Annotated in this window: 18 protein-coding genes; 6 read left to right on the forward strand and 12 right to left on the reverse strand. The window is 74.3% G+C overall.

Annotation, left to right across the window (positions count from 1 at the left end):
- Window positions 1–115 precede the first annotated feature (115 nt).
- Window positions 116–1,216 (reverse strand): pyridoxal-phosphate-dependent aminotransferase family protein, encoded by a 1,101-nt coding sequence (locus ACWCPM_RS16400; protein WP_450976925.1) that lies wholly within the window; start codon window positions 1,214–1,216, stop codon window positions 116–118.
- A gap of 202 nt (window positions 1,217–1,418) precedes the next feature.
- Here ACWCPM_RS16400 and ACWCPM_RS16405 point away from each other — a divergent pair, with 202 nt between their 5' ends.
- The 5 genes from ACWCPM_RS16405 to ACWCPM_RS16425 all read left to right on the forward strand — a co-directional run bounded on the left by ACWCPM_RS16405 (window position 1,419) and on the right by ACWCPM_RS16425 (window position 6,666).
- Complete coding sequence (locus ACWCPM_RS16405) at window positions 1,419–2,264, forward strand: transporter substrate-binding domain-containing protein (RefSeq protein ID WP_450976849.1); 846 nt, start codon at window positions 1,419–1,421, stop codon at window positions 2,262–2,264.
- Window positions 2,261–3,097: an amino acid ABC transporter permease gene (locus tag ACWCPM_RS16410; protein ID WP_450976850.1), complete on the forward strand. Its 837-nt coding sequence runs from the start codon at window positions 2,261–2,263 to the stop codon at window positions 3,095–3,097. Before ACWCPM_RS16405 ends, ACWCPM_RS16410 begins: the two co-directional genes overlap by 4 nt.
- Window positions 3,094–3,867 carry an amino acid ABC transporter ATP-binding protein gene (locus ACWCPM_RS16415; protein ID WP_450976851.1) on the forward strand — a complete coding sequence of 258 codons (774 nt, stop codon included), beginning with the start codon at window positions 3,094–3,096 and terminating at the stop codon, window positions 3,865–3,867. The genes ACWCPM_RS16410 and ACWCPM_RS16415 overlap by 4 nt, the downstream gene beginning before the upstream one ends.
- A 79-nt stretch (window positions 3,868–3,946) precedes the next feature.
- A complete protein-coding gene (locus tag ACWCPM_RS16420) occupies window positions 3,947–5,032 on the forward strand; it encodes an amidohydrolase family protein (protein WP_450976852.1) in 1,086 nt (361 codons plus the stop codon).
- 704 nt (window positions 5,033–5,736) lie between these two features.
- A complete protein-coding gene (locus tag ACWCPM_RS16425; RefSeq protein ID WP_450976853.1) occupies window positions 5,737–6,666 on the forward strand; it encodes an SCO1860 family LAETG-anchored protein in 930 nt (309 codons plus the stop codon).
- A gap of 83 nt (window positions 6,667–6,749) precedes the next feature.
- Here the strand turns inward: ACWCPM_RS16425 and cobC are convergent, their stop codons facing one another.
- From cobC to cobM, 4 genes are all read right to left on the reverse strand, one after another.
- Window positions 6,750–7,793, reverse strand: a complete 1,044-nt coding sequence (cobC, locus tag ACWCPM_RS16430; RefSeq protein WP_450976854.1) for an Rv2231c family pyridoxal phosphate-dependent protein CobC — start codon at window positions 7,791–7,793, stop codon at window positions 6,750–6,752.
- Entirely contained in the window at window positions 7,783–8,709 is a 927-nt protein-coding gene (locus tag ACWCPM_RS16435; protein ID WP_450976855.1) for a sirohydrochlorin chelatase, read from the reverse strand. The genes cobC and ACWCPM_RS16435 overlap by 11 nt, the downstream gene beginning before the upstream one ends.
- Window positions 8,710–8,958: 249 nt before the next feature.
- Window positions 8,959–10,632 (reverse strand): precorrin-3B C(17)-methyltransferase, encoded by a 1,674-nt coding sequence (gene cobJ, locus ACWCPM_RS16440; RefSeq protein ID WP_450976856.1) that lies wholly within the window; start codon window positions 10,630–10,632, stop codon window positions 8,959–8,961.
- Window positions 10,633–11,047: 415 nt separating this feature from the next.
- On the reverse strand, window positions 11,048–11,866 hold the full coding sequence (cobM, locus tag ACWCPM_RS16445) for a precorrin-4 C(11)-methyltransferase (protein ID WP_450976857.1): 819 nt from the start codon (window positions 11,864–11,866) through the stop codon (window positions 11,048–11,050).
- An 82-nt stretch (window positions 11,867–11,948) separates the two neighbouring features.
- Here cobM and ACWCPM_RS16450 point away from each other — a divergent pair, with 82 nt between their 5' ends.
- A complete protein-coding gene (locus ACWCPM_RS16450; protein ID WP_450976858.1) occupies window positions 11,949–12,674 on the forward strand; it encodes a ZIP family metal transporter in 726 nt (241 codons plus the stop codon).
- 11 nt (window positions 12,675–12,685) lie between these two features.
- On the opposite strand, the gene cobI is transcribed toward ACWCPM_RS16450, so the two are convergent.
- Genes cobI through ACWCPM_RS16485 form a run of 7 tightly spaced genes read right to left on the reverse strand, consistent with a single transcriptional unit; the run spans window position 12,686 to window position 23,683 of the window.
- On the reverse strand, window positions 12,686–13,435 hold the full coding sequence (cobI, locus tag ACWCPM_RS16455; RefSeq protein WP_450976859.1) for a precorrin-2 C(20)-methyltransferase: 750 nt from the start codon (window positions 13,433–13,435) through the stop codon (window positions 12,686–12,688).
- Window positions 13,432–14,949 (reverse strand): cobyrinate a,c-diamide synthase, encoded by a 1,518-nt coding sequence (locus tag ACWCPM_RS16460; protein ID WP_450976860.1) that lies wholly within the window; start codon window positions 14,947–14,949, stop codon window positions 13,432–13,434. Before ACWCPM_RS16460 ends, cobI begins: the two co-directional genes overlap by 4 nt.
- Window positions 14,943–15,551 carry a cob(I)yrinic acid a,c-diamide adenosyltransferase gene (gene cobO, locus ACWCPM_RS16465; protein ID WP_450976861.1) on the reverse strand — a complete coding sequence of 203 codons (609 nt, stop codon included), beginning with the start codon at window positions 15,549–15,551 and terminating at the stop codon, window positions 14,943–14,945. The genes ACWCPM_RS16460 and cobO overlap by 7 nt, the downstream gene beginning before the upstream one ends.
- Window positions 15,551–17,578 carry a putative cobaltochelatase gene (locus ACWCPM_RS16470; RefSeq protein WP_450976862.1) on the reverse strand — a complete coding sequence of 676 codons (2,028 nt, stop codon included), beginning with the start codon at window positions 17,576–17,578 and terminating at the stop codon, window positions 15,551–15,553. Before ACWCPM_RS16470 ends, cobO begins: the two co-directional genes overlap by 1 nt.
- The gene (cobN, locus tag ACWCPM_RS16475; RefSeq protein WP_450976863.1) at window positions 17,575–21,228 is read right to left on the reverse strand and encodes a cobaltochelatase subunit CobN; all 3,654 of its coding nucleotides are present in this window, start codon (window positions 21,226–21,228) and stop codon (window positions 17,575–17,577) included. Before cobN ends, ACWCPM_RS16470 begins: the two co-directional genes overlap by 4 nt.
- Entirely contained in the window at window positions 21,225–22,736 is a 1,512-nt protein-coding gene (locus ACWCPM_RS16480) for a cobyric acid synthase (RefSeq protein WP_450976864.1), read from the reverse strand. The genes cobN and ACWCPM_RS16480 overlap by 4 nt, the downstream gene beginning before the upstream one ends.
- Window positions 22,733–23,683, reverse strand: coding sequence for a cobalamin biosynthesis protein (locus ACWCPM_RS16485; RefSeq protein ID WP_450976865.1), 951 nt, complete (start codon window positions 23,681–23,683; stop codon window positions 22,733–22,735). The genes ACWCPM_RS16480 and ACWCPM_RS16485 overlap by 4 nt, the downstream gene beginning before the upstream one ends.
- Window positions 23,684–23,707: the final 24 nt, after the last annotated feature.

The following is a 23,707-nucleotide window of genomic DNA, read 5'->3' on the forward strand; positions in this document are numbered from 1 at the left end:
CGGAGAATGCGCGGCTATTTCCGTGAATTCAATTTCCGGTCGCTGTGTCGATATGTTCGCGGAGGATGCCGGCGTGACCGTTGTGCCGCGCGCGCCCCTGGCAGAGGAGGGCGGGTCAGCGCCAGGCGCCCTCTACCGCGCGGCGGCAGGCCTCCAGGTCGGTGGGACGGCCCTCGTCCGCGAGCGCCGCTCCCAGGGCGGCCAGGCTCGCCTGGACGGCGCGGGGGGTCGCGTCGGGGCCGTAGTGGTTGACGCGGATCATCTCCTCGGCCAGGGCACCGCCACCCGCCGCCAGCGGAAGGGCCGGGTCGGCGGCCAGGGCGCGGGCGACCAGCTCCGAGGCCACGACGCCGGGCGGCGTGCGCAGGGTCGTCGCCACCGGCGCCGCCTCGGACGCCTTGTGGACGTACGGCTCCAGACCGCCGCCCAGTGCCGTGGCCCCGGCACGGGTCGCCGCAGAGGCACGGGCGTGGCGGGCCATGACCGTCGCCGGCCCCTCCGCCTCGATGCGCTCGACGCACGCCTCCAGCGCCAGCATCTCCAGCTGTGCGGGGGCGTGAGGCAGGGCCTTGCGGCCGGCGTCGATCCAGCGCGCCTTCCAGTCCAGCAGCGACAGGTAGGAGCGCCGGGGAGCCCGCGGGTTCGCCGCCATCCGGGCCCACGCCCGCTCGCTCACCGACACGGCCGACACTCCGGCGGGCCCGCCCATCGCCTTCTGTGCCCCGATCACGCACAGGTCCACGCCCCACGCGTCCGGCAGCACGGGCTCGGCGCCCACGGAGGCGACGGCGTCCAGATAGAACAGGGCGCCCCGCTCCCGTACCGCCGCGCCGATCTCCGCGACCGGGTTGGTGTTCCCGGTCGCCGCCTCCGCGTGCACCAGCGACACGAAGTCGATGTCCGGGTGCTCGGCGAAGGCCTCCCGGATCTGCTCGGCGGTGACCGCCGTGTGGAACGGCACCGCGAGGTCGTGCACCGTCGCCCCGCAGTCCCGCAGCCAGCCGCCGAAGGTCTGCCCGTACGGACCGGTGACGACGTTCAGTGCCACCGTCCCGGGACCCGCGGTCCCCCGGATCGCGCCCTCCAGCGGCAGCAGCGCCTCCCCCTGCATGATCACGACGTCCTGCCGGGTGTCCAGCAACCGGGCCACCCGGTCCTCGACGGAGGCGAAGTGCGCGGCGCTCAGCGGGGCGAGGTCCAGGAAGGGGTGGGTCACGGCGGTGCTCTCTTCGGTCACGGGATCGACGCGGACGAGCCTAGTGCCACGTCAGCCGAGGTCCGCCCGTCCGCCCGTCCGCCGGGCCCCCGGTCACCGGTGGGTCCGCGGGCCGCGGGACCCTTCGGTCATCTGTTTGTTTTGAGCACCCCAAAGCTCTCCTTATAATCGGATCATTCAGTTCCCCCACAGGAGGTACCCCGTGAACACGGTCCTCGGGCGCCGGGCCCGCATTCTGGCCGCCACCACCGCGACGGCCGGGCTGGTGCTGATCGCCGGCTGCTCGTCGGACGGCGACGGCGGCGGCACGAAGACCGCCGGCGGGGTCGAACTCGTCAAGGCCGGTCAGCTCACCACCTGCACCCACCTGCCGTACCCGCCCTTCCAGTCGGAGATCGACGGCAAGGTGCAGGGCTTCGACGTCTCCCTGGTCGACCTGGTCGCCGAAGACCTCGGCGTGAAGCAGCAGGTCGTCGACCAGCCCTTCGAGAACTTCAAGACAGGCGGGTCCCTCAACGCCGGCCAGTGCGACCTGGCCGCCGCCGGCATGACCATCACCGAGGAGCGCAAGAAGAACGTCGACTTCTCCGACCCGTACTTCGAGGCCACCCAGGCCGTGCTGGTCGACAAGAAGAGCGGGATCACGTCCTTCGCCGGCCTCAAGGGCAAGAAGGTCGGCGCCCAGGCGCAGACCACCGGCGAGGAGTACGCGAAGAGCCAGGGCCTCGACCCGGTCTCCTTCGAGTCCTCCGACGCCGTCCTCAACGGCCTGCGCACCGGCCAGGTCGAGGCCGTCGTCATCGACTACCCCGTCGTCCAGGGCTGGCTCAAGGACAAGGCCAACGCGGCCGCCTTCCAGGTCGCCGAGCAGGTCAACACCGGTGAGCAGTACGGCATCACGGTGAAGAAGGGCAACACCGAGCTGCTCGCCGCCGTCAACAAGGCGCTGGCCGACGCCAAGGCCGACGGCACGTACAAGAAGCTGTACGAGCAGTGGATCGGCCCGTACGAGGAGAACGCCGCCTCCCCGTCGCCGACCGCCTCATGACCGACGCCACCAAGGCCGAGGTCCAGCCCCGCAGGAAAGGTCTCACCCGCAGCCATAAGCGGGGCCTGTCCCGGGGCGCGCAGTACGTCCTGTTCGTCGGCGCCCTGATCGCCCTCGCGGTCGGCGCCGACTGGGGCCGGCTGGCCAACCAGTTCGCCCAGGGCGACATCGCCCGGCAGATGTTCCCGGACGTCATCACCCTGGCGCTGAGGAACACCGTGCTCTACACCGTCTCCGGCTTCGCCGTGGGCCTGGTGCTCGGCATGGTGCTCGCGCTGATGCGGCTGTCGTCGGTGGGCCCCTACCGCTGGGTCGCCGGCGTCTACATCGAGATCTTCCGCGGGCTGCCCGCCCTGCTGATCTTCATCTTCATCGGTGTCGCCGTCCCGCTCGCCTTCCCCGGCGTCGAGATCCCCGGCGGCACCTACGGCAAGGTCGCCCTCGCGCTCGGCCTGGTGGCGGCGGCGTACATGGCGGAGACGTTCCGCGCGGGCATCCAGGCGGTGCCCAAGGGGCAGATGGAAGCGGCCCGCTCGCTGGGCTTCTCCCCGGCCCGCGCGATGGTCTCGATCATCCTGCCGCAGGCGTTCCGGATCATCCTCCCGCCGCTCACCAACGAACTGGTGCTCCTCTTCAAGGACTCCTCCCTGGTCCTGTTCCTCGGCGTCACGCTGGCGGAGCGGGAACTGTCCAAGTTCGGCCGCGACCTGGCCAGCCAGACCGCCAACTCGACGCCGATCCTGGTCGCCGGCCTGTGCTACCTGCTGATCACGATCCCGCTCGGTTTCGTCGTACGCCGTATGGAGTCGAAGGCCCAGGAGGCCGTGAAATGAGCCGACCCGAGATCGAGATCCGGGGCCTGCACAAGTCCTTCGGCGACAACCACGTCCTGCGCGGCATCGACCTGGAGATCGGCCAGGGCGACGTCACCTGCGTCATCGGACCCTCCGGCTCCGGCAAGTCGACGCTGCTGCGCTGCGTGAACCTGCTGGAGGAACCGTCCGGGGGCCAGGTCTTCGTCGGCGGCACCGAGCTCACCGACCGGGACGTCGACATCGACGCCGTACGCCGCCGGATCGGCATGGTCTTCCAGCAGTTCAACCTCTTCCCGCACCTGACCGTCACCGAGAACCTCACCCTGCCGCAGCGCCGGGTGCTGCGGCGGGACAAGGCCCTGGCCGCGAAGGTGGCCGCGGAGAACCTGGAGCGTGTCGGCCTCGCCGAGAAGGCGAACGCCTACCCCTCCTCCCTCTCCGGCGGCCAGCAGCAACGCGTGGCCATCGCCCGCGCGCTCGCGATGGGCCCCGAGGTCATGCTCTTCGACGAGCCGACCTCGGCCCTCGACCCGGAACTGGTGGGCGATGTCCTCGCGGTCATGCGGATGCTCGCCGAGGACGGCATGACGATGATGGTCGTCACCCACGAGATGACCTTCGCCCGCGAGGTCGCGGACCGGGTGATCTTCATGGACGGCGGGGTGGTCGTGGAGGACGGCAGCCCCGAGCAGGTCATCGCCCGGCCCCGGCACGAGCGGACCCGTCACTTCCTGTCCCGGCTCCTCGACCCGGCGATGGCCGACGTGGAGGAGAAGAACACGCCCTGAGGGGCGCGGGCGGCCGCGCGCGACCATGGACGAGCGCACCCCGACACCGGGCCGGCGGCCTGGCGTTAGGGTGCGGAACATGAGCGAAGTGCTGCACGTGAAGGGCCGTGTCCTCGTCGGCCCCGAAGACGTCCGCGACGAGCTGTGGATCGTCGGCGGGCGCATCGCGTACGCCCGCCCCCTGGGCGCCCACGACGTGCGGACGGTGCGGGGCTGGGCCCTCCCCGGCCTGGTCGACGCCCACTGCCACGTCGGGCTCGACGCGCACGGTGCCGTGCCGCGGGACGTCGCCGAGAAGCAGGCCCTCACCGACCGCGACGCCGGCACCCTCCTCATCCGTGACGCGGGCTCGCCCTCGGACACCCGGTGGGTCGACGACCGCGAGGACCTGCCGAAGATCATCCGTGCCGGACGCCATATCGCCCGCACCCGCCGCTACATCCGCAACTACGCCCACGAGATCGAGCCGGAGGACCTGGTCGCCTACGTCGCCCAGGAGGCCCGCCGCGGCGACGGCTGGGTCAAGCTCGTCGGCGACTGGATCGACCGCGACCTCGGCGATCTGTCGGCCTGCTGGCCCAGGGACGCGGTCGAGGCCGCCATCGCCGAGGCCCACCGCCTGGGCGCCCGCGTCACCGCGCACTGCTTCGCCGAGAGCTCGCTGAAGGACCTGGTCGAGGCCGGCATCGACTGCGTCGAGCACGCCACCGGCCTCACCGGCGACCTGATCCCCCTGTTCGCCGAGCGCCGCGTCGCGATCGTCCCGACCCTCGTCAACATCGCCACCTTCCCGCGGCTGGCCGACGGCGGCGAGGCCCGGTTCCCGGCCTGGTCGGCCCATATGCGCCGGCTGCACGAGCGCCGCTACGACACCGTCCGCGACGCCTACGACGCCGGCATCCAGGTCTACGTCGGCACCGACGCGGGCGGCGCTCTCGCGCACGGGCTGGCCGCCGCCGAGGTGGCGGAACTGGTCACCGCCGGGATCCCACCGCTCCAGGCGCTGTCGGCGACCACCTGGGCGGCCCGGGAATGGCTCGGCCGCCCCGGCCTCGACGAGGGGGCGCCGGCCGATCTGGTGGTCTACGCGACGGACCCGCGCGAGGACGTGCGGGCGCTGGCGGCCCCGCAACGGGTGGTGCTCGACGGGCGGGTCGTCGGGTAGGGCGGCGGGGTTTCCCCGGGCCTTTGCTCGCGGAGGGCGGCGGGGCTTTCCCGGGTCCTTGCTGGCGCAGGGGCGGCGGGGTTCCCCGAGCCTTGTCCGCGAAGGGCGGCCGGGATTCCCTGGGCCCTCACCAGTCGGGCACGGTGCCCGAACTGCCGCTTTACCAGGGCGCCTTGACTCACGGAGCGTGAGCATAGCGTTGGTTCATGTCACCTCACCGGCACCCTCACCTCGATGTCCGAACCGGTCGCCATATTGTGTACAACCTGCACGCTCACGTGCTTTTCGTCCCCAAGTACCGACGGAACGCGTTCACCAGCTCTGAGGGCGGTCCCGCCGCAGACCGGGACGACCAGGGCCCCCGCCGCCACCGCGACCACGGCACCCCTGCGCAGTCGTCCACACGCGCGCCTCATGGGCTGACTCCCAGCTCCCCGAGGGAGAGGGCCCGCGACCCGGCCCACGTCCACCTCAGCATAGGAGCGCTCATGCGGCGTCGCCCGTCGGAGCGAGAGCGAGAGCGGGGAACGGGGAACGGGGAACGGGGAACGGGGAACGGTGCAGCGAACACCCGTGCCGGGAAATCGAACTCGTTCACAGAAACCCCACGATGGAGTGAAGTGACTCAGGATCGCAGCCTGTTCACTCTGAGTGCGTAATCCTTGCGGGGTCCCAAGCGTCACTCTTGTGGGGGTCCCACCGCCTTGAACAGCAACAACTTCCGTATGCCCGCACGCCGTCCGGTCGCGCTCGTGGCCGCCGCCGTCCTCGCCGCAGGTCCCGCGGTCCTGGCCGGCGCGGGCTCCGCGCAGGCGACTCCGGAGGAGGGCCGCGCGAGCGCCGTCGTCCTGCGCACCGGACTGGACGTCTCCCTGCTGAACAAGACCGTCGAAGTCCCGCTCGCGGTCACCCTCAACGAGGTCACGGCCCCGCGGAGCGCCGAGAAGACCGCGCTGACGGCCCAGTTGGACGGTGTCGACGGCGGAAAGCCCTTCAGCGTGCTGCGCGCGGACGTCGCGCAGGCCAAGGCCACCGTCGCCGACGGGAAGGCCGAGGGCAGCACCCGGCTGGCCGACGCCCGGCTGAACGTGCCCGGTCTGCCGCTGCTGTCGGTCGTCGAGGTCGACACCGTCACCTCGACCGCGACCTGCGCCGCGGGACAGGCGCCGGTCGCCGAGTCCGACGTGGCCGGCGTGACCGTGCTGGGCAAGAAGGTGACGCTCACCGCCGGGGGGACGACGGAGGTGACGGTGCCGGGCGTGGGCGAGGTGCGCCTGGATCTGTCCCGGCGCGAGACGACCTCCCGCACGGCCGCCGCCACCGCGCTCGAACTGAACGTGTCCGTCAACCCGCTGAAGCTCAACGTGGCCGATGTGCGGGGCACCGTGACCCTGGCCGAGGCGACCTGCGAGACGCCTCCGGCGCCCGCCGAGCCGGAGAAGGAGGCCCCGGAGCCGAGCGCGGGGACCGGCACCGACCCCGTCACGGAGATCGAACCCCAGGGCGGCGCCGCGGAGGCCGGCCTCGCGGAGACCGGCGGCAGTTCGATGACTCCGTACCTCGCGGGCGGCGCCTTCGCGCTGCTCGTGGCCGGCGGGGGAGCGGTCGCCCTGGCCCGCCGCAACCGCGGCTGAGACCGGTCACCGCGGGGCCCGTGCCGGCGCGCGCCTGCGTCGCCATGGGCCCGGCCCTCAGGTGTGGTGGGGGCCGGCCGGCGTCACCTCACCGCGCGTTCCAGCGCCCGCAGGAAGGCTCCGGTCGTCGTCCGGTCCCTTACCGCCAGCCGCAGCCACTCCTCGTCCAGCCCGGGGAAGGTGTCCCCGCGCCGGACCGCGAAGCCCAGGTCGCGCAGGTGCAGGCGCACGGCGGCGGCCCGGGGCAGCCGGACGAGGACGAAGGGGCCCTCGGCCGGTGTCACGACCCGGAGGCCGGGTATCCGCGACAGCCCCGCCACCAGGTGGGCCCGGTCGGCGGCGACGCGGTGGGCGGCGTGGTCCGCCTCCGCCAGGGCCCGCGGAGCCACGCACGCCTCGGTGGCGGCCAGCGCGGGGGTGGAGACGGGCCACAGGGGCTGGGCGCGCGCGAGGTCGGCGACGGTCTCCGGGGACGCCAGGACATAGCCGACGCGCAGCCCGGCCAGGCCCCATGTCTTCGTCAGGCTCCGCAGCACGACGAGCCCGGGGACGTCCGTCCGGCCCGCCAGCGCCTCGCGCTCGCCGGGCACCGCGTCCATGAACGCCTCGTCCACCACCAGCGTCCGCCCGGGACGCGCCAGCCCGGCGACGGCGGCGGCCGGATGCAGCACCGACGTCGGGTTGGTCGGATTGCCGATCACCACCAGGTCGGCGTCCTCCGGGACGGCCGCCGGGTCCAGCCGGAAGCCGTCCGCCTCGCGCAGCAGCACCCGCCGCACGGTGTGCCCGGCGTCGCGCAGTGCCGCCTCCGGCTCGGTGAACTGCGGGTGAACCACGACCGGGTGACGTACCTTCAGCGCCCGCGCCAGCAGCACGAACGCCTCGGCGGCGCCCGCCGTCAGCAGCACCCGCTCCACGCCGACCCCGTGCCGCGCGGACACCGCGGCCCGCGCGCGGCGCCCGTCCGGATAGGCGGCGAGCCCGGCCAGCGAACCGGCGATCACCTCCCGCAGCCAGGCCGGGGGCGCCTCCGGGCGGACGTTGACGGCGAGGTCGACGAGTGCCGCGCCGTCGTCGCGGACCTCGGCGTCACCGTGATGCCGCAGGTCGGGTCCGTCAGTGGGCATGGGAGTGCGCGCCGTGGTGAGGGTGATGCCCGTGGTGGTGGCCGTCGTCGCCGGGGTGGAAGTGCGGCTGCTGCGGCAGGCCCACCTTGTCCTCGAAGCCGGGCAGCGCGATCCGGTACACACAGGTGTCGCAGTTCATCCGCACATCGCCGTTCACGGCCTCCTCGTACCGCTCCATCACCAGGTCGAGCAGCTCCGGCTCCGGGCCGATGACGTCGGCCGAGCGCACCTCGACCTCGGGGTGGGCGGCGGCCCAGCCCTCCGTCTGCGCCCGCACCCGGTCGGGGAGGACGCCGGTGAACAGGAAGTAGGGCAGCACGACGACGCGTCGCGCCCCGAGCCGCACACACCGGTCCAGCCCGCTGGGCACGTCCGGCGCCGCCAGCGACACGAACGCCGTCTCCACCCCGGCGTATCCGCGCCCCTCCCACAGCAGCCGCGCCGCCTTGTGCACCTCCGCGTTGGCGTCCGGGTCGGTCGACCCGCGCCCGACCAGCAGCACCGTCACGTCGGCACGGTCCCCGGGCGTGCGCCCCTCGGTGCCCAGTGCCTCGTCCAGCCGCCGCTCCAGGACCGACAGCAGCCCCGGGTGCGGGCCCAGCGGGCGGCCGTAGGTGTACGAGATCCCGGGATGCCGCTCCTTCTCGCGGGCCAGCGCGGCGGGTATGTCCCCCTTGGCGTGCCCGGCGGACACCAGCATCAGCGGGACGGCGGCGAAGCGGCTCGCACCGCGTTCCACCAGTTCGGTGACGGCCTCGCCGAGCGGCGGCGGGGACAGCTCGATGAAGCCGCCCGCGACCGGCAGTTCGGGGCGGCGGCGCCCCAACTCCCGTACGAAGGCGCGGAACGCCTCGGCTCCGGCGTCGTCCCGGGTGCCGTGGCCGGCGATGAGCAGGGCGGGCGGCGGGGTGGTCACGGTGACTCCTCGTACGAAGTGGACGGGTACGGCCGGGTGTTGGGCGTGGCGTTGCGGCGACCGCCGGGCCGCACTTCCCGGAACTCGGCGCGCACGGCGGGCGGTCCGCTCCCGCGCGGCGCCGCCCGGGACGCGGCGGCGGAGTGGGTCACCCGCTCCACCACTGCCCGTGCGTGCGGAGGGAGCGCGCGGTGCCGAGCCGATCGCGCGGCCGGAACACCGACTGCTCGACGGGGTGGACCGCGCGGTTCACCGGGACTCCTCCCGCTGCCAACGGTAGCCGCGCGGAGTCACCATACGCCCCGCGATCTTCCGGGTGGCCGTGTTGCCCACCGTCACGACCGTCATCATGTCGACCGTCGCCGGATCGAGTGCGGCGAGGGTGGTGAGCAGGCTCGACTCGTCGGGCCGGGAGGCGTTGCGCACGACGCCGACGGGCGTCGCCGGAGCCCTGTGCCCGGCCAGGATCGCCAGCGCCTTCGGCAACTGCCAGTCACGGCCCCGGCTGCGCGGGTTGTAGAACGTCACGACGAGGTCCGCCTCGGCGGCGGCCCGCACCCTCCGCTCGATGACCTCCCACGGGGTGTGCAGGTCGGACAGGCTGATCGAGACGTGGTCGTGCCCGAGCGGCGCCCCGAGGATCGCGCCGGCGGCGAGGGCGGCCGTCACGCCGGGGACGCCGACCACGTCGATGTCGTCGGACGCCTCGGCCAGCGCCGGGGAGGCCATGGCGTACACGCCCGCGTCACCACTGCCGATCAGGGCGACCGCGTGCCCCTTGCGCGCCTCCTCGACGGCCGTCCGCGCCCGCGCCTCCTCGGCGCCCAGGCCGGACTCCAGGATCCGGGTCCCGGGGCGCAGCAGATCGCGGATCTGGTCGACGTACTGGTCGAGACCGACGAGCACCGAGGCGCGGCGGAGCTCCGCCTGCGCGCGCGGGGTGAGCAGATCGCGGGCCCCGGGCCCGAGCCCGACCACCGCGAGCCGGCCGCGCGCGGGCCGCCGTACGACCGCGCAGGTCGCCATCGCCGACTTCCGTTTGGGGACCAGGAGTTCACCCCCGCCGAGCAGCGCCGAGGCCTCCGCGACGGAAGGGGTCCCGACGGCGGCGAGGGGCGCGTCGGACGGGTTGGGGACCGGCACGGCCGCCAGCCGCTCGGCGGGGTGCGTCACGAGGGGGACGCCCAGCCGCCCGGCCGCGGCGACGATCCCGGGTTCCCGGGCCTTGGCGTCGACGGTGGTGAGTTCGGCGATGCTGCGAGGGGAGAGACCGGCCTCGCGCAGGGCGCCCTCGACCAGGGCGAGCACCTCGTCGGCGGGGGCTCCCCTGGACGCCCCGACACCGACGACGAGGGACGGCGGCCGCAGCACGACCTCGTCCTCCCCGGGCTCCAGGGCACGGTCGGTGACCCGGATGACGCGGGTCCCCTCCGCGGCGACCGGCAGCGCGGGCAGCGGCCAGGGCAACTCGGCCCGCAGGGCCACCGGTTCGCCGTCCAGCAGGGCCCGGGACACGGCCGCCACGGCACCCTCCACGGGCAGGCCCAGGGTGTCCAGGCCCGCCAGCCCGACGGAGTCCGTCGCCGTGGTGATCACCGGCTCGGCGCCCAGCAACCCGCCTACCTCGTGGGCGAGTTCGTTGGCGCCGCCGCCGTGCCCGCCCACCAGGGACACCGCGAACCGGCCGCCCTCGTCGACGCACACCACCCCGGGGTCGGACGCCTTGTCGCCCAGCAGCGGGGCGACGAGCCGCACCACCGCGCCCGTGGCCAGGAAGCACACCAGCTGCTCGCACTGCGCGAACGCGGCCCGCACGGCGTCGCCCACGGGCCCCGGGTACACGCGCGTCCGGTCCGGCCAGGCCGCGGCCAGCCGGTCCCGTGCCGCCGTTCCGTTCGCCGTGGCGGAGATGAGACCGATCACCGAACGACTCCTTCGGTACGAGCCGGAGGCCGGACGCCCCGCGGCGGGAGGACCGGGTCGGCGGCCCCGGGACGGCTCACCGCACCCGGCCGCGAGGTGAGCCGCGACGACGGCGACGGCACGCCGTCGCCGGGGAACCCCGCCGCGGGTTCCCGGTCGGACGCCGCCGGCGCGGCGGCCACCGCCCGTCGCGCGCACCCGGTCACCGGCACGGGCAGTTCGCGCTCCCGGCCGCCGCCGGACGCCGCGTCGTTCCGGTCGGGCCCGGCCGGTGCCCGGTCCACCGCGCCGCGCGCCATCCGCGCCCCGGCACGGGGAGCCGCGGCGCCGGCCCGCCGCCTCCCGGCGAGGTGCCCCGCGCCGGCGGCCACGTCGTGCGGCGCAGGCGTTCTGCTGCCCGTGCCGGCGACCCCGATCATGTGCTCGCACCCCTGTCGCGCAGGGCCCGGCGGGCCTCGGGGTCGGCCTTGCGGAAGCCGTGGAAGTGGCCCGGGTGGTAGAGGTGCGAGCGGGTGCCGTGGGCGTCGAGGGCCGGCCCGACCAGGAAGAGGGTGTGCTTCCAGAGCCTGTGCTCCTTCACCGTCTCCTCCAGCGTCCCGATCGTGCACTTCACGACCAGCTCCTCCGGCCAGGTCGCCTGGTACGCGACGACGACCGGGGTCGTCGTCGGATAGCCGCCCTCCAGCAGCTCCCGCACCAACTGCCCGCTGCGGGCCGCCGACAGGAAGACCGCCATCGTGGTGCCGTGCCGGGCGAACTCGCGCACCTCCTCACCGGGCGGCATCGGCGTCTTGCCGCCGCCGAGCCGGGTGAGCACCACGGACTGCGCCACCTCCGGGATCGTCAGCTCCCGCCCGGCGATCGCGGCGACGGCGGAGAACGAGGAGACGCCCGGCACGATCTCGGTCGCGATGCCGAGCGCGGCGCACCGGTCGGCCTGCTCCTGCGTCCCGCCCCACAGGGCGGGGTCGCCGGAGTGGACGCGGGCCACCTTCAGACCCTCGGCGCGCGCCCGTTCGTACACGGCCACGACGTCCTCCAGCGACATCGCCGCCGAGTCGAGGATCTCGGCGCCCTCCCGGGCGTGGGTGAGAACGTCCTCGTGGACGAGGCTCGCGGCCCAGATCACGACGTCGGCCTCGGCGATGGCACGCGCGGCACGGAACGTCAGCAGATCGGCGGCGCCGGGGCCGGCACCGACGAAGGTCACCTTGCCGGTGGGGGCTTCGGCCATGGGTTCGAGTCCTCTCGTGCGGAAGTCAACGCGCGTGCGGCCGGATGTGCGCGAGCGCGTACTGATCGGATAGCAAGGGCGCATGGCGGTCTTCGTCGCGCTGGGCGCGTTCCTCATGACGCTGGCGGGTGGCTGGACGGCGCAGCGTGTGACGGACCGCCGTCACCTCGTGCTGGGCCTGGCCGGCGGCCTGATGCTGGGCGTGGTCGGCATGGACCTGCTGCCGGAGGCACTCGCGGCGGCGGGCACCGAGGTGCACGGCGTGCCGGTCGCCCTGCTCCTGTTCGTGGCCGGCTTCCTGCTGGCCCACGGAGTGGAGCGGCTGCTGGCGGCGCGCCGCGCGGCGCACGGCGCCGACGAGCACGGGCGCACCCCCGAGGTAGGCCTGACGGCCGCCGGCGCGATGGTCGCGCACAGCGCCATGGACGGCGTCGCGATCGGCGCCGCCTTCCAGATCGGCGAGGGCATGGGAGTGGCGGTCGCGCTCGCGGTGATCGCCCACGACTTCGCGGACGGCTTCAACACCTTCACCCTCACCACCCTGTACGGCAACGCCCGCCGCCGGGCGGTCGCGATGCTGTTCGCGGACGCGGTGGCGCCCGTCGTCGGCGCGGCGAGCACCCTGCTCGTCACCGTCCCGCAGCCCGTGCTCGGCGGCTATCTCGGCCTCTTCGGCGGCGCGCTGCTCTATCTGGCCGCCGCCGAGATCCTCCCCGAGGCCCACCACAAGCACGCCGCCGGCCCGACCCTGCTGTGCACGGTCGGGGGAGCGGCGTTCATCTGGCTGGTGGTGGGCATCGCCGAATGACCGGGGGAGCGTCACAGCTTGCCGCCCCGCCCACCGTCGCGCCGCGCGGGCGCGATGAGGGTGGAGAGATACGGCAGCGGCGCCCCGTCGAGTTCGGCGGCCGGCCGGACCGACTCCTCCGGCAGCCCGAGCGCCGACCCCCAGACGGCACCTTCGAGACGGCCGGTCTCCCGGAGCGCCTCGGCGACCTCGGCCGCCTGCCGCCCGAACTTGTAGGCGACGACGGTCCCCGGCCCGTTCAGCGCGTCCTTCAGCACGGCGGCACCGGCGGTCACCGGCACCAGCGTGAGCGGCTCGGTCCCCTCCGTCAGCACCGCACCCGACCGCGCCGCGAGGTCCTGCATGGCGGTGATGCCGGGCACCGTCCCGATCACGGTGCCGGGGACCGACGCGGCGACGGTCTGGGCGAGATAGGTGAACGTGGAGTACACGTTCGGGTCCCCGATCGTGGCGAACGCGACGTGGCCGTGGCGCCGCAGCAGCCCGGCGACCCGCTCGCCCGCCGCGTCCCACGCCGCCTCGCGCCGGGCCCGGTCGGTCCGCTCGTTCAGCGCGAAGACGACCCGGACGACCTTCTCCACCGGCACGTAGTGCAGCACTGTCGCCTCGGCGCGACCCCGCTCACCGCCGTCTTCGCCGTCCGACGCAGCCATCACCGGTACGACGACCACCTCGGCGGCGCGCAGGGCGTTCACCCCCTTCACCGTCACCAGCTCGGGATCGCCCGGCCCGACCCCCACTCCGACCAGCCTGCTGCTCATGACGTCCGGCACCTCTCCACGAACCGACGGGCGACACCGGGCGCCGACGCCCAGTGCGTGTGCAGATAGCTCGCGTGCACACCGCGCTCCACGAAACCCTCGACGCGCGGCCGGGGGGCGCGCACCCCCCAGGCGGGCGCCGGCCCGGCCGCCGGTTCGACGACCGTGCGGTGGAACTCGTGCCCCCGCATCCGTGTGCCCGCCGCCGCGAGCACACTGTCGTTCACGGCGACGGCGTCCCGGTATCCGAGCGTCAGCCGCTGCGACATCCGCGCCTTCGCGTCCAGCACCCCGCACATCGGCAGGCCGTCCAGCTCCCGGCACAGGTACAGCAGCCCGGCACACTCGGCGGCGACGGGCGCGCCCCGCTCCACGAGCGCCGCGACGGCCTCGCGCAGCGGCTCGTTGGCCGACAGCTCCCCGGCGTACATCTCGGGAAACCCGCCGCCGACGACCAGTCCGCGCGTCCCGTCGGGCAGCGCCTCGTCCCGCAACGGGTCGAAGACCACGACCTCGGCCCCGGCGGCGGCGAGCAACTCGGCGTGCTCGGCGTAGGAGAAGGTGAACGCGGCCCCTCCGGCGACGGCGACCCTCGTACGCGGTCCGGCACCGACCGGCCCGTCCGGCGTTCGAGGACGGGGCCGTTCGGGCCCGAGCGGGGGCACGGGGGCGGTGGTCCCCGAAGCGGGGGTCCAGGGGGCGGAGCCCCCCGGCGGGGTCGAAGGGCCGGAGCCCGTGGAGGACCGGACGGGCAGGGGCGGCGGGGGCGAGGAGAGCAACGCCTCGGCCGGATCCCAGGTCGCGCACGGCAACGCACCCGCGCCCCGCGCCAGCCGCAGCAGCCCCTCCAGATCGCAGCCCGCCTCCACCTGCGCGGCCATCGCGGCCACCGCCTCGACGGACGCGGCCCGCCGCTCGGCGACCGGCACCAGGCCCAGATGCCGGGAGGGGGTCTCCACCTGAGGCACTCTTCGCAGCACCCCGGACACCGGCACCCCCACCGATTCCAGCGCCTCCCGCAGCAACTCCTCGTGCCGGTCCGACGCGACCTTGTTCAGGATCACGCCCCCGACCCGTACCTCCGGGTCCCACGAGACGAACCCGTGCACCAGCGCCGCCACCGACCGGGACTGCGACGACGCGTCGACCACCAGCACCACCGGCGCCCGCAGCAACTTCGCGACCTGCGCCGTGGACGCCAGTTCCCCCTCCCCGGCGGCCCCGTCGTACAGCCCCATCACCCCTTCGACGACGGCGAGGTCGCACCCGCGCGCCCCGTGCGCGAAGAGCGGCCCGACCAGCTCCGGCCCGCACAGGTACGCGTCGAGGTTGCGCCCCATCCGCCCGGTCGCGAGCGCGTGGTAGCCGGGGTCGATGTAGTCCGGCCCGACCTTGTGCGGGGACACGGCGAGCCCCCGCGCGGCGAACGCGGCCATCAGCCCCGTGGCGACGGTGGTCTTGCCGCTCCCCGAGGAGGGCGCGGCGACGACCAGCCGGGGCACGGACGTCACCACTCGATGCCCCTCTGCCCCTTCTGCCCGGCGTCCATCGGATGCTTGACCTTGGACATGTCGGTCACGAGATCGGCGAGGTCGACGAGCTTCTCCGGCGCGTTCCGCCCGGTGATCACCACATGCTGGGTCCCGGGCCGCTCCCGCAGCACCGACACGACCTCGTCGACGTCGACCCACCCCCAGTGCATCGGATAGGCGAACTCGTCCAGCACGTACAGCTTGTACGTCTCGGCGGCGAGGTCCCGCTTGACCTGCTCCCAGCCCTCGCGGGCCTTCTCCTCGTTGGTCGCGTTGTCCCCCTGGAGGTCCCGCTGGACCCAGGACCACCCCTCGCCCATCTTGTGCCAGTCGACGGACCCGCCCTCGCCGCTGGCGCCCAGCACCCGCAGCGCGTTCTCCTCGCCGACCTTCCACTTCGCCGACTTGACGAACTGGAACACCCCGATCGGCCAGCCCTGGTTCCAGGCCCGCAGCGCCAGCCCGAAGGCGGCGGTGGACTTGCCCTTGCCGATGCCCGTGTGCACCACGACCAGCGGACGGTTCCTGCGCTGACGTGTCGTCAGACCGTCGTCGGGGACGACGCTCGGCTGTCCCTGCGGCATTACGCGGCCCTCCTCGACCCGGCGCCCCGCACATCCCTGACCAGCCCGGCGATCGAGTCGGCCCGCAGTTCGGCCGGCGTCACCGCGGTACCGCCCAGCTCACCCGCGAGCCGCCCCGCGAGCCCGAGCCGCACGGGCCCCGACTCGCAGTCCACGACGACCGAGGCGACCCCGTCGGCGGCGAACAGGCGCGCCGCCCGCCCGGCGTTCGCCACGGGCTCCGGCCCGCCGGTGGCCCGTCCGTCGGTCACCACCACGAGCAGCGCCCGCCGTGCCGGGTCCCGCAGCCGTTCCACGCGCAGCACGTCGTACGCCTTGAGGAGACCGGCCGCGAGCGGTGTACGGCCCCCCGTCGGCAGCGACTCCAGCCGGGCCGCCGCCGCGTCCACGGACGAGGTGGGCGGCAGCGCGACGTCGGCGCCGGCCCCCCGGAAGGTCACCAGGCCCACCTTGTCCCGCCGCTGGTACGCGTCCAGCAGCAGCGACAGCACGGCCCCCTTCACGGCCGCCATCCGCTGCCGGGCCGCCATGGACCCGGAGGCGTCGACCACGAACAGCACGAGATTGCCCTCGCGCCCCTCGCGCGTCGCCTGGCGCAGATCGTCCCGGCGCACCACCAGACCCCGCCCGGTCCGGCCCCGCGCCCGCTGATGCGGCGCCGCCGCCCGCACGGTCGCCGCCAGGTGCAGCTTCGTCAGGGCTCCCCGGGGGCGGCGCGCCCCGGTCGTGCGCCCGTGCTCCGTACGCGCCCGCGAGCGCCGCCCGGCCGCGCCCTCGCCGATACCGGGCACGCTCAGGACCTTGGTGCGGAACGGCTCCGCGGCCCGTGCCGGGGACTGCTCGCCCGCGCCGGAGGGCCGCGGTTCACCGTCCTTCCCGGCCTCGGGACGCGCGCCCGTGTCACCGCCCCCCGGCCCGGAGTCCGGTGCCGGCTGCCCGCCGCCCCCGCCAGGACCGTCGCCGCCAGGACCGTCGCCGTCCGGGCCGTCGCCGTCCGGATCAGGATCGTCGTCGCCGTCCGCGAACTCCTGAAGCGTCTCGTCCAGCTTGTCCTCGTCGAGGCCCGGCGCGTCGAACGGATTGCGGCGGCGCCGGTGCGGCAGCGCGAGGAGCGCGGCCCGGCGCACGTCCTCGGCCAGCACGTCGGTCCGTCCCGCCCACGCGGCCAGCGCGGTGGCGGTGCGGGCCATCACGATGTCGGCCCGCATGCCGTCCACCTCGAAGGCGGCGCAGGTCGCCGCGATCTGGCGCAGCGCCCCGTCGTCCAGCCGCACGGACGGCAGCAGCTCCCGTGCCGCGACGATCCGCCGGCGCACGTCCGCCTCCTCGGCGGCCCAACGCGCCGCGAAACCGCCCGGATCGTCGTCGTACGCGAGCCGTCGCCGCACGACCTCGACGCGCTGGTCCGGCTCCCGCGAGGCCGCGACCTCGACGGTCAGCCCGAACCGGTCGAGGAGCTGCGGCCGCAGCTCCCCCTCCTCCGGGTTCATGGTCCCGACGAGCAGGAACCGCGCGGCGTGCCGTACGGAGACACCCTCGCGCTCGACGTACGAGGCGCCCATCGCGGCGGCGTCCAGCAGCAGGTCGACCAGGTGGTCGTGGAGCAGGTTGACCTCGTCGACGTAGAGGATGCCGCGATGCGCGTCGGCGAGCAGCCCGGGCTCGAAGGCCTTCACTCCCTCGGCGAGCGCCCGCTCGATGTCGAGCGCCCCGACCAGCCGGTCCTCGGAGGCACCGACGGGCAGTTCGACCACACGGGCCGGCCGGCCGGCCCCCGCGCCGGGCTCGTGCGGGCCGTCCGGGCAGGCCGGGTCCGGTGCCGCGGGGTCGCAGGAGAAGCGGCAGCCGGGCACCACGCCGACCTCCGGCAGCAGCGCCGACAGCGCCCGCACCGCCGTCGACTTGGCCGTGCCCTTCTCACCGCGGACGAGCACGCCGCCGACCGCCGGCGACACGGCGTTCAGCAGCAGCGCGAGGCGCAGGTCGTCCTGGCCGACGACGGCCGTGAACGGAAAGGGGGTGCTCACTTGTCGTCGCCCTCCAGATCGCCTTCGAGTTCGAGGTAGGTGGTGCGCAGCCGCTCCAGCGTCCGCGCGTCCGGCTCCGCCCACAGGCCCCGGTCGGCGGCCTCCAGCAGCCGCTCGGTGATGCCGCGCAGCGCCCACGGGTTGGACTGCTTCATGAAGTCCCGGTTCTCCGGGTCGAACACGTACTCCGCGCTGAGCTTCTCGTACATCCAGTCGTCCACGACCCCGGCGGTGGCGTCGTAGCCGAAGAGGTAGTCGACGGTGGCGGCCATCTCGAAGGCGCCCTTGTAGCCGTGCCGCCGCATCGCCGCCATCCAGCGCGGGTTGACCACGCGGGCGCGGAAGACGCGGTGGGTCTCCTCGCCGAGGGTGCGGGTCCTGATCTGGTCGGGGGTGGCCGAGTCACCGACGTACGCCTCGGGGGAGGTGCCCGTGAGGTGCCGGACCATGGCGACCATGCCGCCGTGGTACTGGAAGTAGTCGTCGGCGTCGACGAGGTCGTGCTCGCGGGTGTCGACGTTCTTCGCGGCGACCGCGATCCGCCGGAACGCCGTCTCCATGTCCCCGCGCGCCGCCCGCCCGTCGAGCCCGCGCCCGTAGGCGTAGCCGCCCCAGACGGCGTACACCTCGGCGAGGTCGGCGTCGGAGCGCCAGTTGCGGGCGTCGATCAGCGGCAGCAGCCCGGCCCCGTACGCGCCCGGCTTGGAGCCGAAGACGCGGGCGGTGGCGCGCCGCCGGTCGCCGTGCGCGGCGGTGTCCTCGTCGGCGTGCGCCCGCACGTAGTTGGACCCGGCGGGCTCGTCCAGCTCGGCCACCGCCCGCACCGCGTCGTCGATCAGCCCGACGACGTGCGGGAACGCGTCCCGGAAGAACCCCGAGATGCGCACCGTGACGTCGATGCGGGGCCGGCCCAGTTCGGCCAGGGGCACCACCTCGAAGCCGTTCACCCGGCGCGAGGCGTCGTCCCAGACCGGACGGCAGCCCAGCAGCGCGAGGATCTCGGCGATGTCGTCACCCTGGGTGCGCATGGCCGAGGTGCCCCACACGGTGAGGCCCACGGACCTCGGGTACTCCCCGTTGTCGGCGAGGTAGCGCTGCACCAGGGAGTCCGCCAGCGACTGGCCGACCTCCCAACTGAGCCTGGACGGGATGGCCTTGGGGTCCACGGAGTAGAAGTTGCGCCCGGTCGGCAGGACGTTGACCAGACCGCGGGTCGGCGAACCCGACGGGCCGGCCGGCACGTAACCGCCGCTGAGCGCCTTGAGGATGTGGCCGATCTCGTCGGTGGTGCGGGCCAGGCGCGGCACGACCTCGGTGCAGGCGAACGTGAGCACGGCCTCGGTGTCCGGGAGGCCGGTGCCGACCACCTCACGCACCAGGGCCCCGCTCCCGGACGCCGCCCACCCCCGGTCCTCCATGCCCTGTGCGAACCGCCGGCACAGCTGCTCGAGCAGATCGATCGCGTCGGCGGCCGACCGCGCCGGCCCGTCCACCAGCTCCGTCAGCTCCACCGGCACCTTCACCGGCGCCCCCGGCTCGGCCAGCAACTCCTTCTCCACCAGCCCGAAGTGCGCGGCTAGCGTGGCCCGCAGCCCCGGCAGCGCGTCGGCCTGCCCGCCCCACACCTGCGAGGCCCGCAGCACCGCGAGGACCAGGTTCACCCGCGGCTCACCCACGGGCCCACCGCCCAGGACGTGCAGGCCGTCCCGGATCTGCACGTCCTTGATCTCGCACAGATAGCCGTCGATGTGCATCACGAACTCGTCGAAGGTGTCGTCGTCCGGCTGCTCGTCCACCCGCAGGTCGTGATGCAGCTCGGCGGCCTTCACCAGCGTCCAGATCTGCGCGCGCACCGCCGGCGCCTTCGCCGGGTCCAGGTCGGAGACCAGCGCGTACTCGTCGAGCAGCTGCTCCAGCTTGGCGAGGTCGCCGTAGGTGTCCGCCCGCGCCATCGGCGGTACGAGGTGGTCGACGACGGTGGCGTGCCCGCGCCGCTTGGCCTGGGTGCCCTCGCCGGGGTCGTTGACGATGAACGGGTAGACCAGCGGCAGGTCGCCGAGGACCGCGTCCGGCGCGCACCCGCCACTCAGCCCGAGCCCCTTGCCCGGCAGCCACTCCATGGTGCCGTGCTTGCCCATGTGGACGATCGCGTCGGCGCCGAAGGAGTTGTCGAGCCAGCGGTACGCCGCCATGTAGTGGTGCGACGGCGGCATGTCGGGGTCGTGGTAGATCGCGATCGGGTTCTCCCCGAAGCCGCGCGGCGGCTGGATCATCACGACGACGTTCCCGAACTGGAGGGAGGCGAGCACGATCTCGTCCCCGTCGACGTAGAGGCTGCCCGGCGGCTCGCCCCACGCCTCCAGCATGCCCTCCCGCAGCTGAGGGTCGAGCTTGTCGAACCACGCCCGGTAGTCGGCGAGCGGTACCCGTGCGGGCGCGGCGGCCAGCTGCTCCTCGGTGAGCCATTCGACGTCGTGGCCACCGGCGTTGATGAGCCGGTGGATCAACTCGTCGCCGTTGTCGGGGTACTCGGTGAGCGAGTAGCCCGCCTGCTTGAGCGCGTCCAGCACCTGGACGGCCGACGCGGGCGTGTCGAGGCCCACCGCGTTGCCGACGCGCGAGTGCTTGGTCGGGTACGCGGTGAAGACGAGCGCGAGCTTCTTCTCGGCGTTCGGCAGGTGCTTCAACCGGGCGTGCCTTACGGCGATCCCGGCGACGCGCGCGGCCCGCTCGGGGTCGGCGACATAGACCGGGACATCGTCCGGGCCCTGCTCCTTGAAGGAGAACGGCACGGTGATCAGGCGCCCGTCGAACTCCGGGATCGCGACCTGCATCGCCGCGTCCATGGGGGACAGGGCGGCGTCCGACTCGGCCCAGGCGCCGCGCGAGGAGGTCAGGCACAGCCCCTGCAGCAGGGGGATGTCGAGGTCGGCGAGGGCCCCGATGTCCCACGCCTCCTCGTCGCCGCCCGCCGAGGCATGCGAGGCGTGGGTGCCGCCGGCGGCGAGCACGGTGGCGACGAGCGCGTCGGCCTTCGCGAGGATCCCGTACAGCCCGGCGTCGGCGCCGCGCAGCGAACCGCAGTACACGGGAAGGGCGTTGGCGCCGCTCTCCTCGATCGCCTCGCACAGGGTGTCCACGAAGGCGGTGTTGCCGCTGAGCTCATGCGCCCGGTAGAAGAGCACGCCGACGGTCGGGCGGCCCTCGGCACACGGGCGGGAGCCGCGGACGCCGTACTCCGGCATCTGCCGCGGCTTGTCGAACCCCTCACCCGTCAGCAGCACGGTGTCCGAGAGGAACCGCGCCAGCTCGGCGAGGTTCCCGGGCCCGCCCTCGACGAGATAGCGCAGCGCCTCGGCCACGACGCCGGCGGGCACGGACGACTCGGCCATCAGTTCGGCGTCCGGCACGGTCTCCCCGCCGAGCAGCACGGTGGGGATGCCCGACGCCCGCAGCCGGGCCAGCCCGTCCTCCCAGGCCCGCTTGCCGCCGAGCAGTCGTACGACGGCGAGGTCCGCGCCCTCGATCAGGGCGGGCAGCTCGCTGTCGGCGTCGACGCGGGTCGGGTTGCCGATGCGGTAGGGCCCGCCGGAGGCACGGGCCGCCAGCAGATCGGTGTCGGCGGTCGACAACAACAACACTGTGCTCATGCGGGCGCTCCCGGTGGAATGAAGGGCAGTCCTTGCGGCGCGCCGGACTCGATGAGCCGCCACAGCGCGTCCGTGTCCGCGTGCTGTTCGATCAGGTCGCCGAGCCGGTCGAGCTGCTCCTCGCGCAGCGCGGCGAAGGACGTGCCGGGCGCCGGCACGAAGCGGCGGCCCGCGGCGGTGGCCACCTCGCGCAGGAAGGCCCGCCGGAAACCGTCCGACTCCAGCGAGCCGTGCCAGTGCGTGCCCCAGGTCTGCCCGACCCGGCAGCCGTCCAGGAAGGGGTCACCGCCCAGGACCTCGGCGACGCCGTGATGGATCTCGTAGCCCTCGACCCGCTCCCCGAGGGCCTCGCCGGACGGCCGGGCGAGGGTCTTCTCCCGGGCGAAGCGCACCCGCACGGGCAGCATCCCCAGCCCGTCCACCCGGCCGCGCCGGCTCTCCACGTCGTCCTCGATGCGCTCGGCGAGGATCTGGAAGCCGCCGCAGATCCCGAGCACGGGCCGCTGCTCGGCGGCCCGGCGGACGAGGGCCGCCGCGAGTCCCCGCTCGCGCAGCCACTCCAGCGCCCGTACGGTCCCGCGTGTCCCCGGCACCACCACGAGGTCCGCGTCGGCCAGTTCCTCCGGGCGGTCCACGAACCGCACCACGACGCCCGGTTCGGCGGCGAGGGCGTCCACGTCCGTGAAGTTCGACATCAGCGGCACGGCACAAACGGCGACCCGCAGCACGTCCTCACCGACGGGCGGCGCGACGACGGACTCCCGCACGGTCCCCCGCAGCGACACCCTCAGTCCGTCCTCCTCGTCGATGCCGAGCCCGTGCCGGAACGGCAGCACGCCGTAGGTGCGCCGCCCGGTGAGCGAGTGGAGCATGTCCAGGCCCGGCTCCAGCAGGGAGACGTCCCCTCGGAACTTGTTGACGAGGAACCCGGCGACGCACTCCTGGTCCTGCGGCGACAGCAGCGCCACCGTCCCGAAGAACGAGGCGAAGACGCCGCCGCGGTCGATGTCGCCGACCACCAGCACGGGGAGCCCGGCGTTGCGGGCGATCCCCATGTTCACGATGTCCGTCCGGCGCAGATTGATCTCGGCCGGGCTGCCGGCCCCCTCGCAGATCACCGCGTCGTACGTGCCCCGCAACTCGGCGAGACAGTCGAGCACGGTGCCGAGCAGCGCCTGCTGCCGTCCGCCGTGATAGCCCCGCGCGCTCATCTCCCCGACGGGCCTGCCGAGCAGCACCACCTGGCTGCTGCTTTCCCCGCCGGGCTTGAGCAGCACGGGATTCATCAGCGCGGTCGGCTCCACCCGGCACGCCTGCGCCTGCATGGCCTGGGCCCGCCCGATCTCGGCGCCCTCGCCGGTGACGAACGAGTTGAGCGACATGTTCTGCGCCTTGAAGGGCGCCACCTTGACGCCCTGGCGCACCAGCCAGCGGCAGATCCCCGCGGTGACGACGCTCTTGCCGGCGTCGGAGGTGGTACCGGCGACCAGCAGCCCGCGGCCGTTCACGCGCACCTCCCCGGCAGCCGCCCGCGCAGCCACGCTCCCGCCGCGCAGGCCACCAGGGCAAGCCGGCCGACCCGCCGGGACAACCGGACGGCCCGCTCGATGTCGCCGACCTCCACCGCGCGCCCTCCACCGTTCAGTACGGGCCGGTGCTCGACCCGTCCCGCATACGACAGCGTCCCCCCGAGCCGCACCCCCAACGCCCCCGCGAACGACGCCTCCACGGGCCCGGCGTTGGGGCTCGGATGCTTCGCGGCGTCGGCCCGCCAGGCCCGCAGGGCCCCTCGGGGGTCGCCGCCCGCCAGCACGGCGAGCGAGGCCGTCAGCCGGGCGCCCGGCCACCCGGCGAGATCGTCGAGCCGCGCGCTGGCCCATCCGTAGCGGAGGTGGCGCGGCGACCTGTGACCCACCATCGCGTCCAGCGTGTTGACCGCCCGGAACCCGAGCAGCCCCGGCACCCCGCCCGCGGCCCCCCACACCAGCGCGCCCACCACGGCGTCGGAGGTGTTCTCCGCGACGGACTCCACCACCGCCCGCGCGATCCCCCGCGCGTCCAGCGCCTGCGGGTCCCGGCCGCACAGATGCGGCAGCCGTGCCCGCGCCGCCTCGATGTCCCCCGCCTCCAGGGCGCGCCCGACGGCCCGGGCCTCCCGCCCGAGCGAGGCCCCGCCGACCACGGCCCAGGTGGCGACCCCGGTCAGCGCGACGGAGGCGGCGGGGGAGGACCGTACGACCCGGTGGGCCGCGGCGCCCAGCGCCACGGCGCCTCCGGCGCAGACCACGGCGTGCAGCGCGCCCCACCCGCGGTGGTCCCGCCACAGCACCCGCTCGACGGCGCCGGCGGCCCGCCCGAACGCGGCGACCGGATGCCCGCGGCGGGGATCGCCGAGCAGCAGGTCGCCCAGGAGGCCGGCGGCGGCGCCGTACGCGAAGACGCGATCGGCACGCACGGGGCTCAGCCGGCCGTGCGGGCG

It is taken from the genome of Streptomyces sp. NPDC002309 (genome assembly GCF_053593375.1).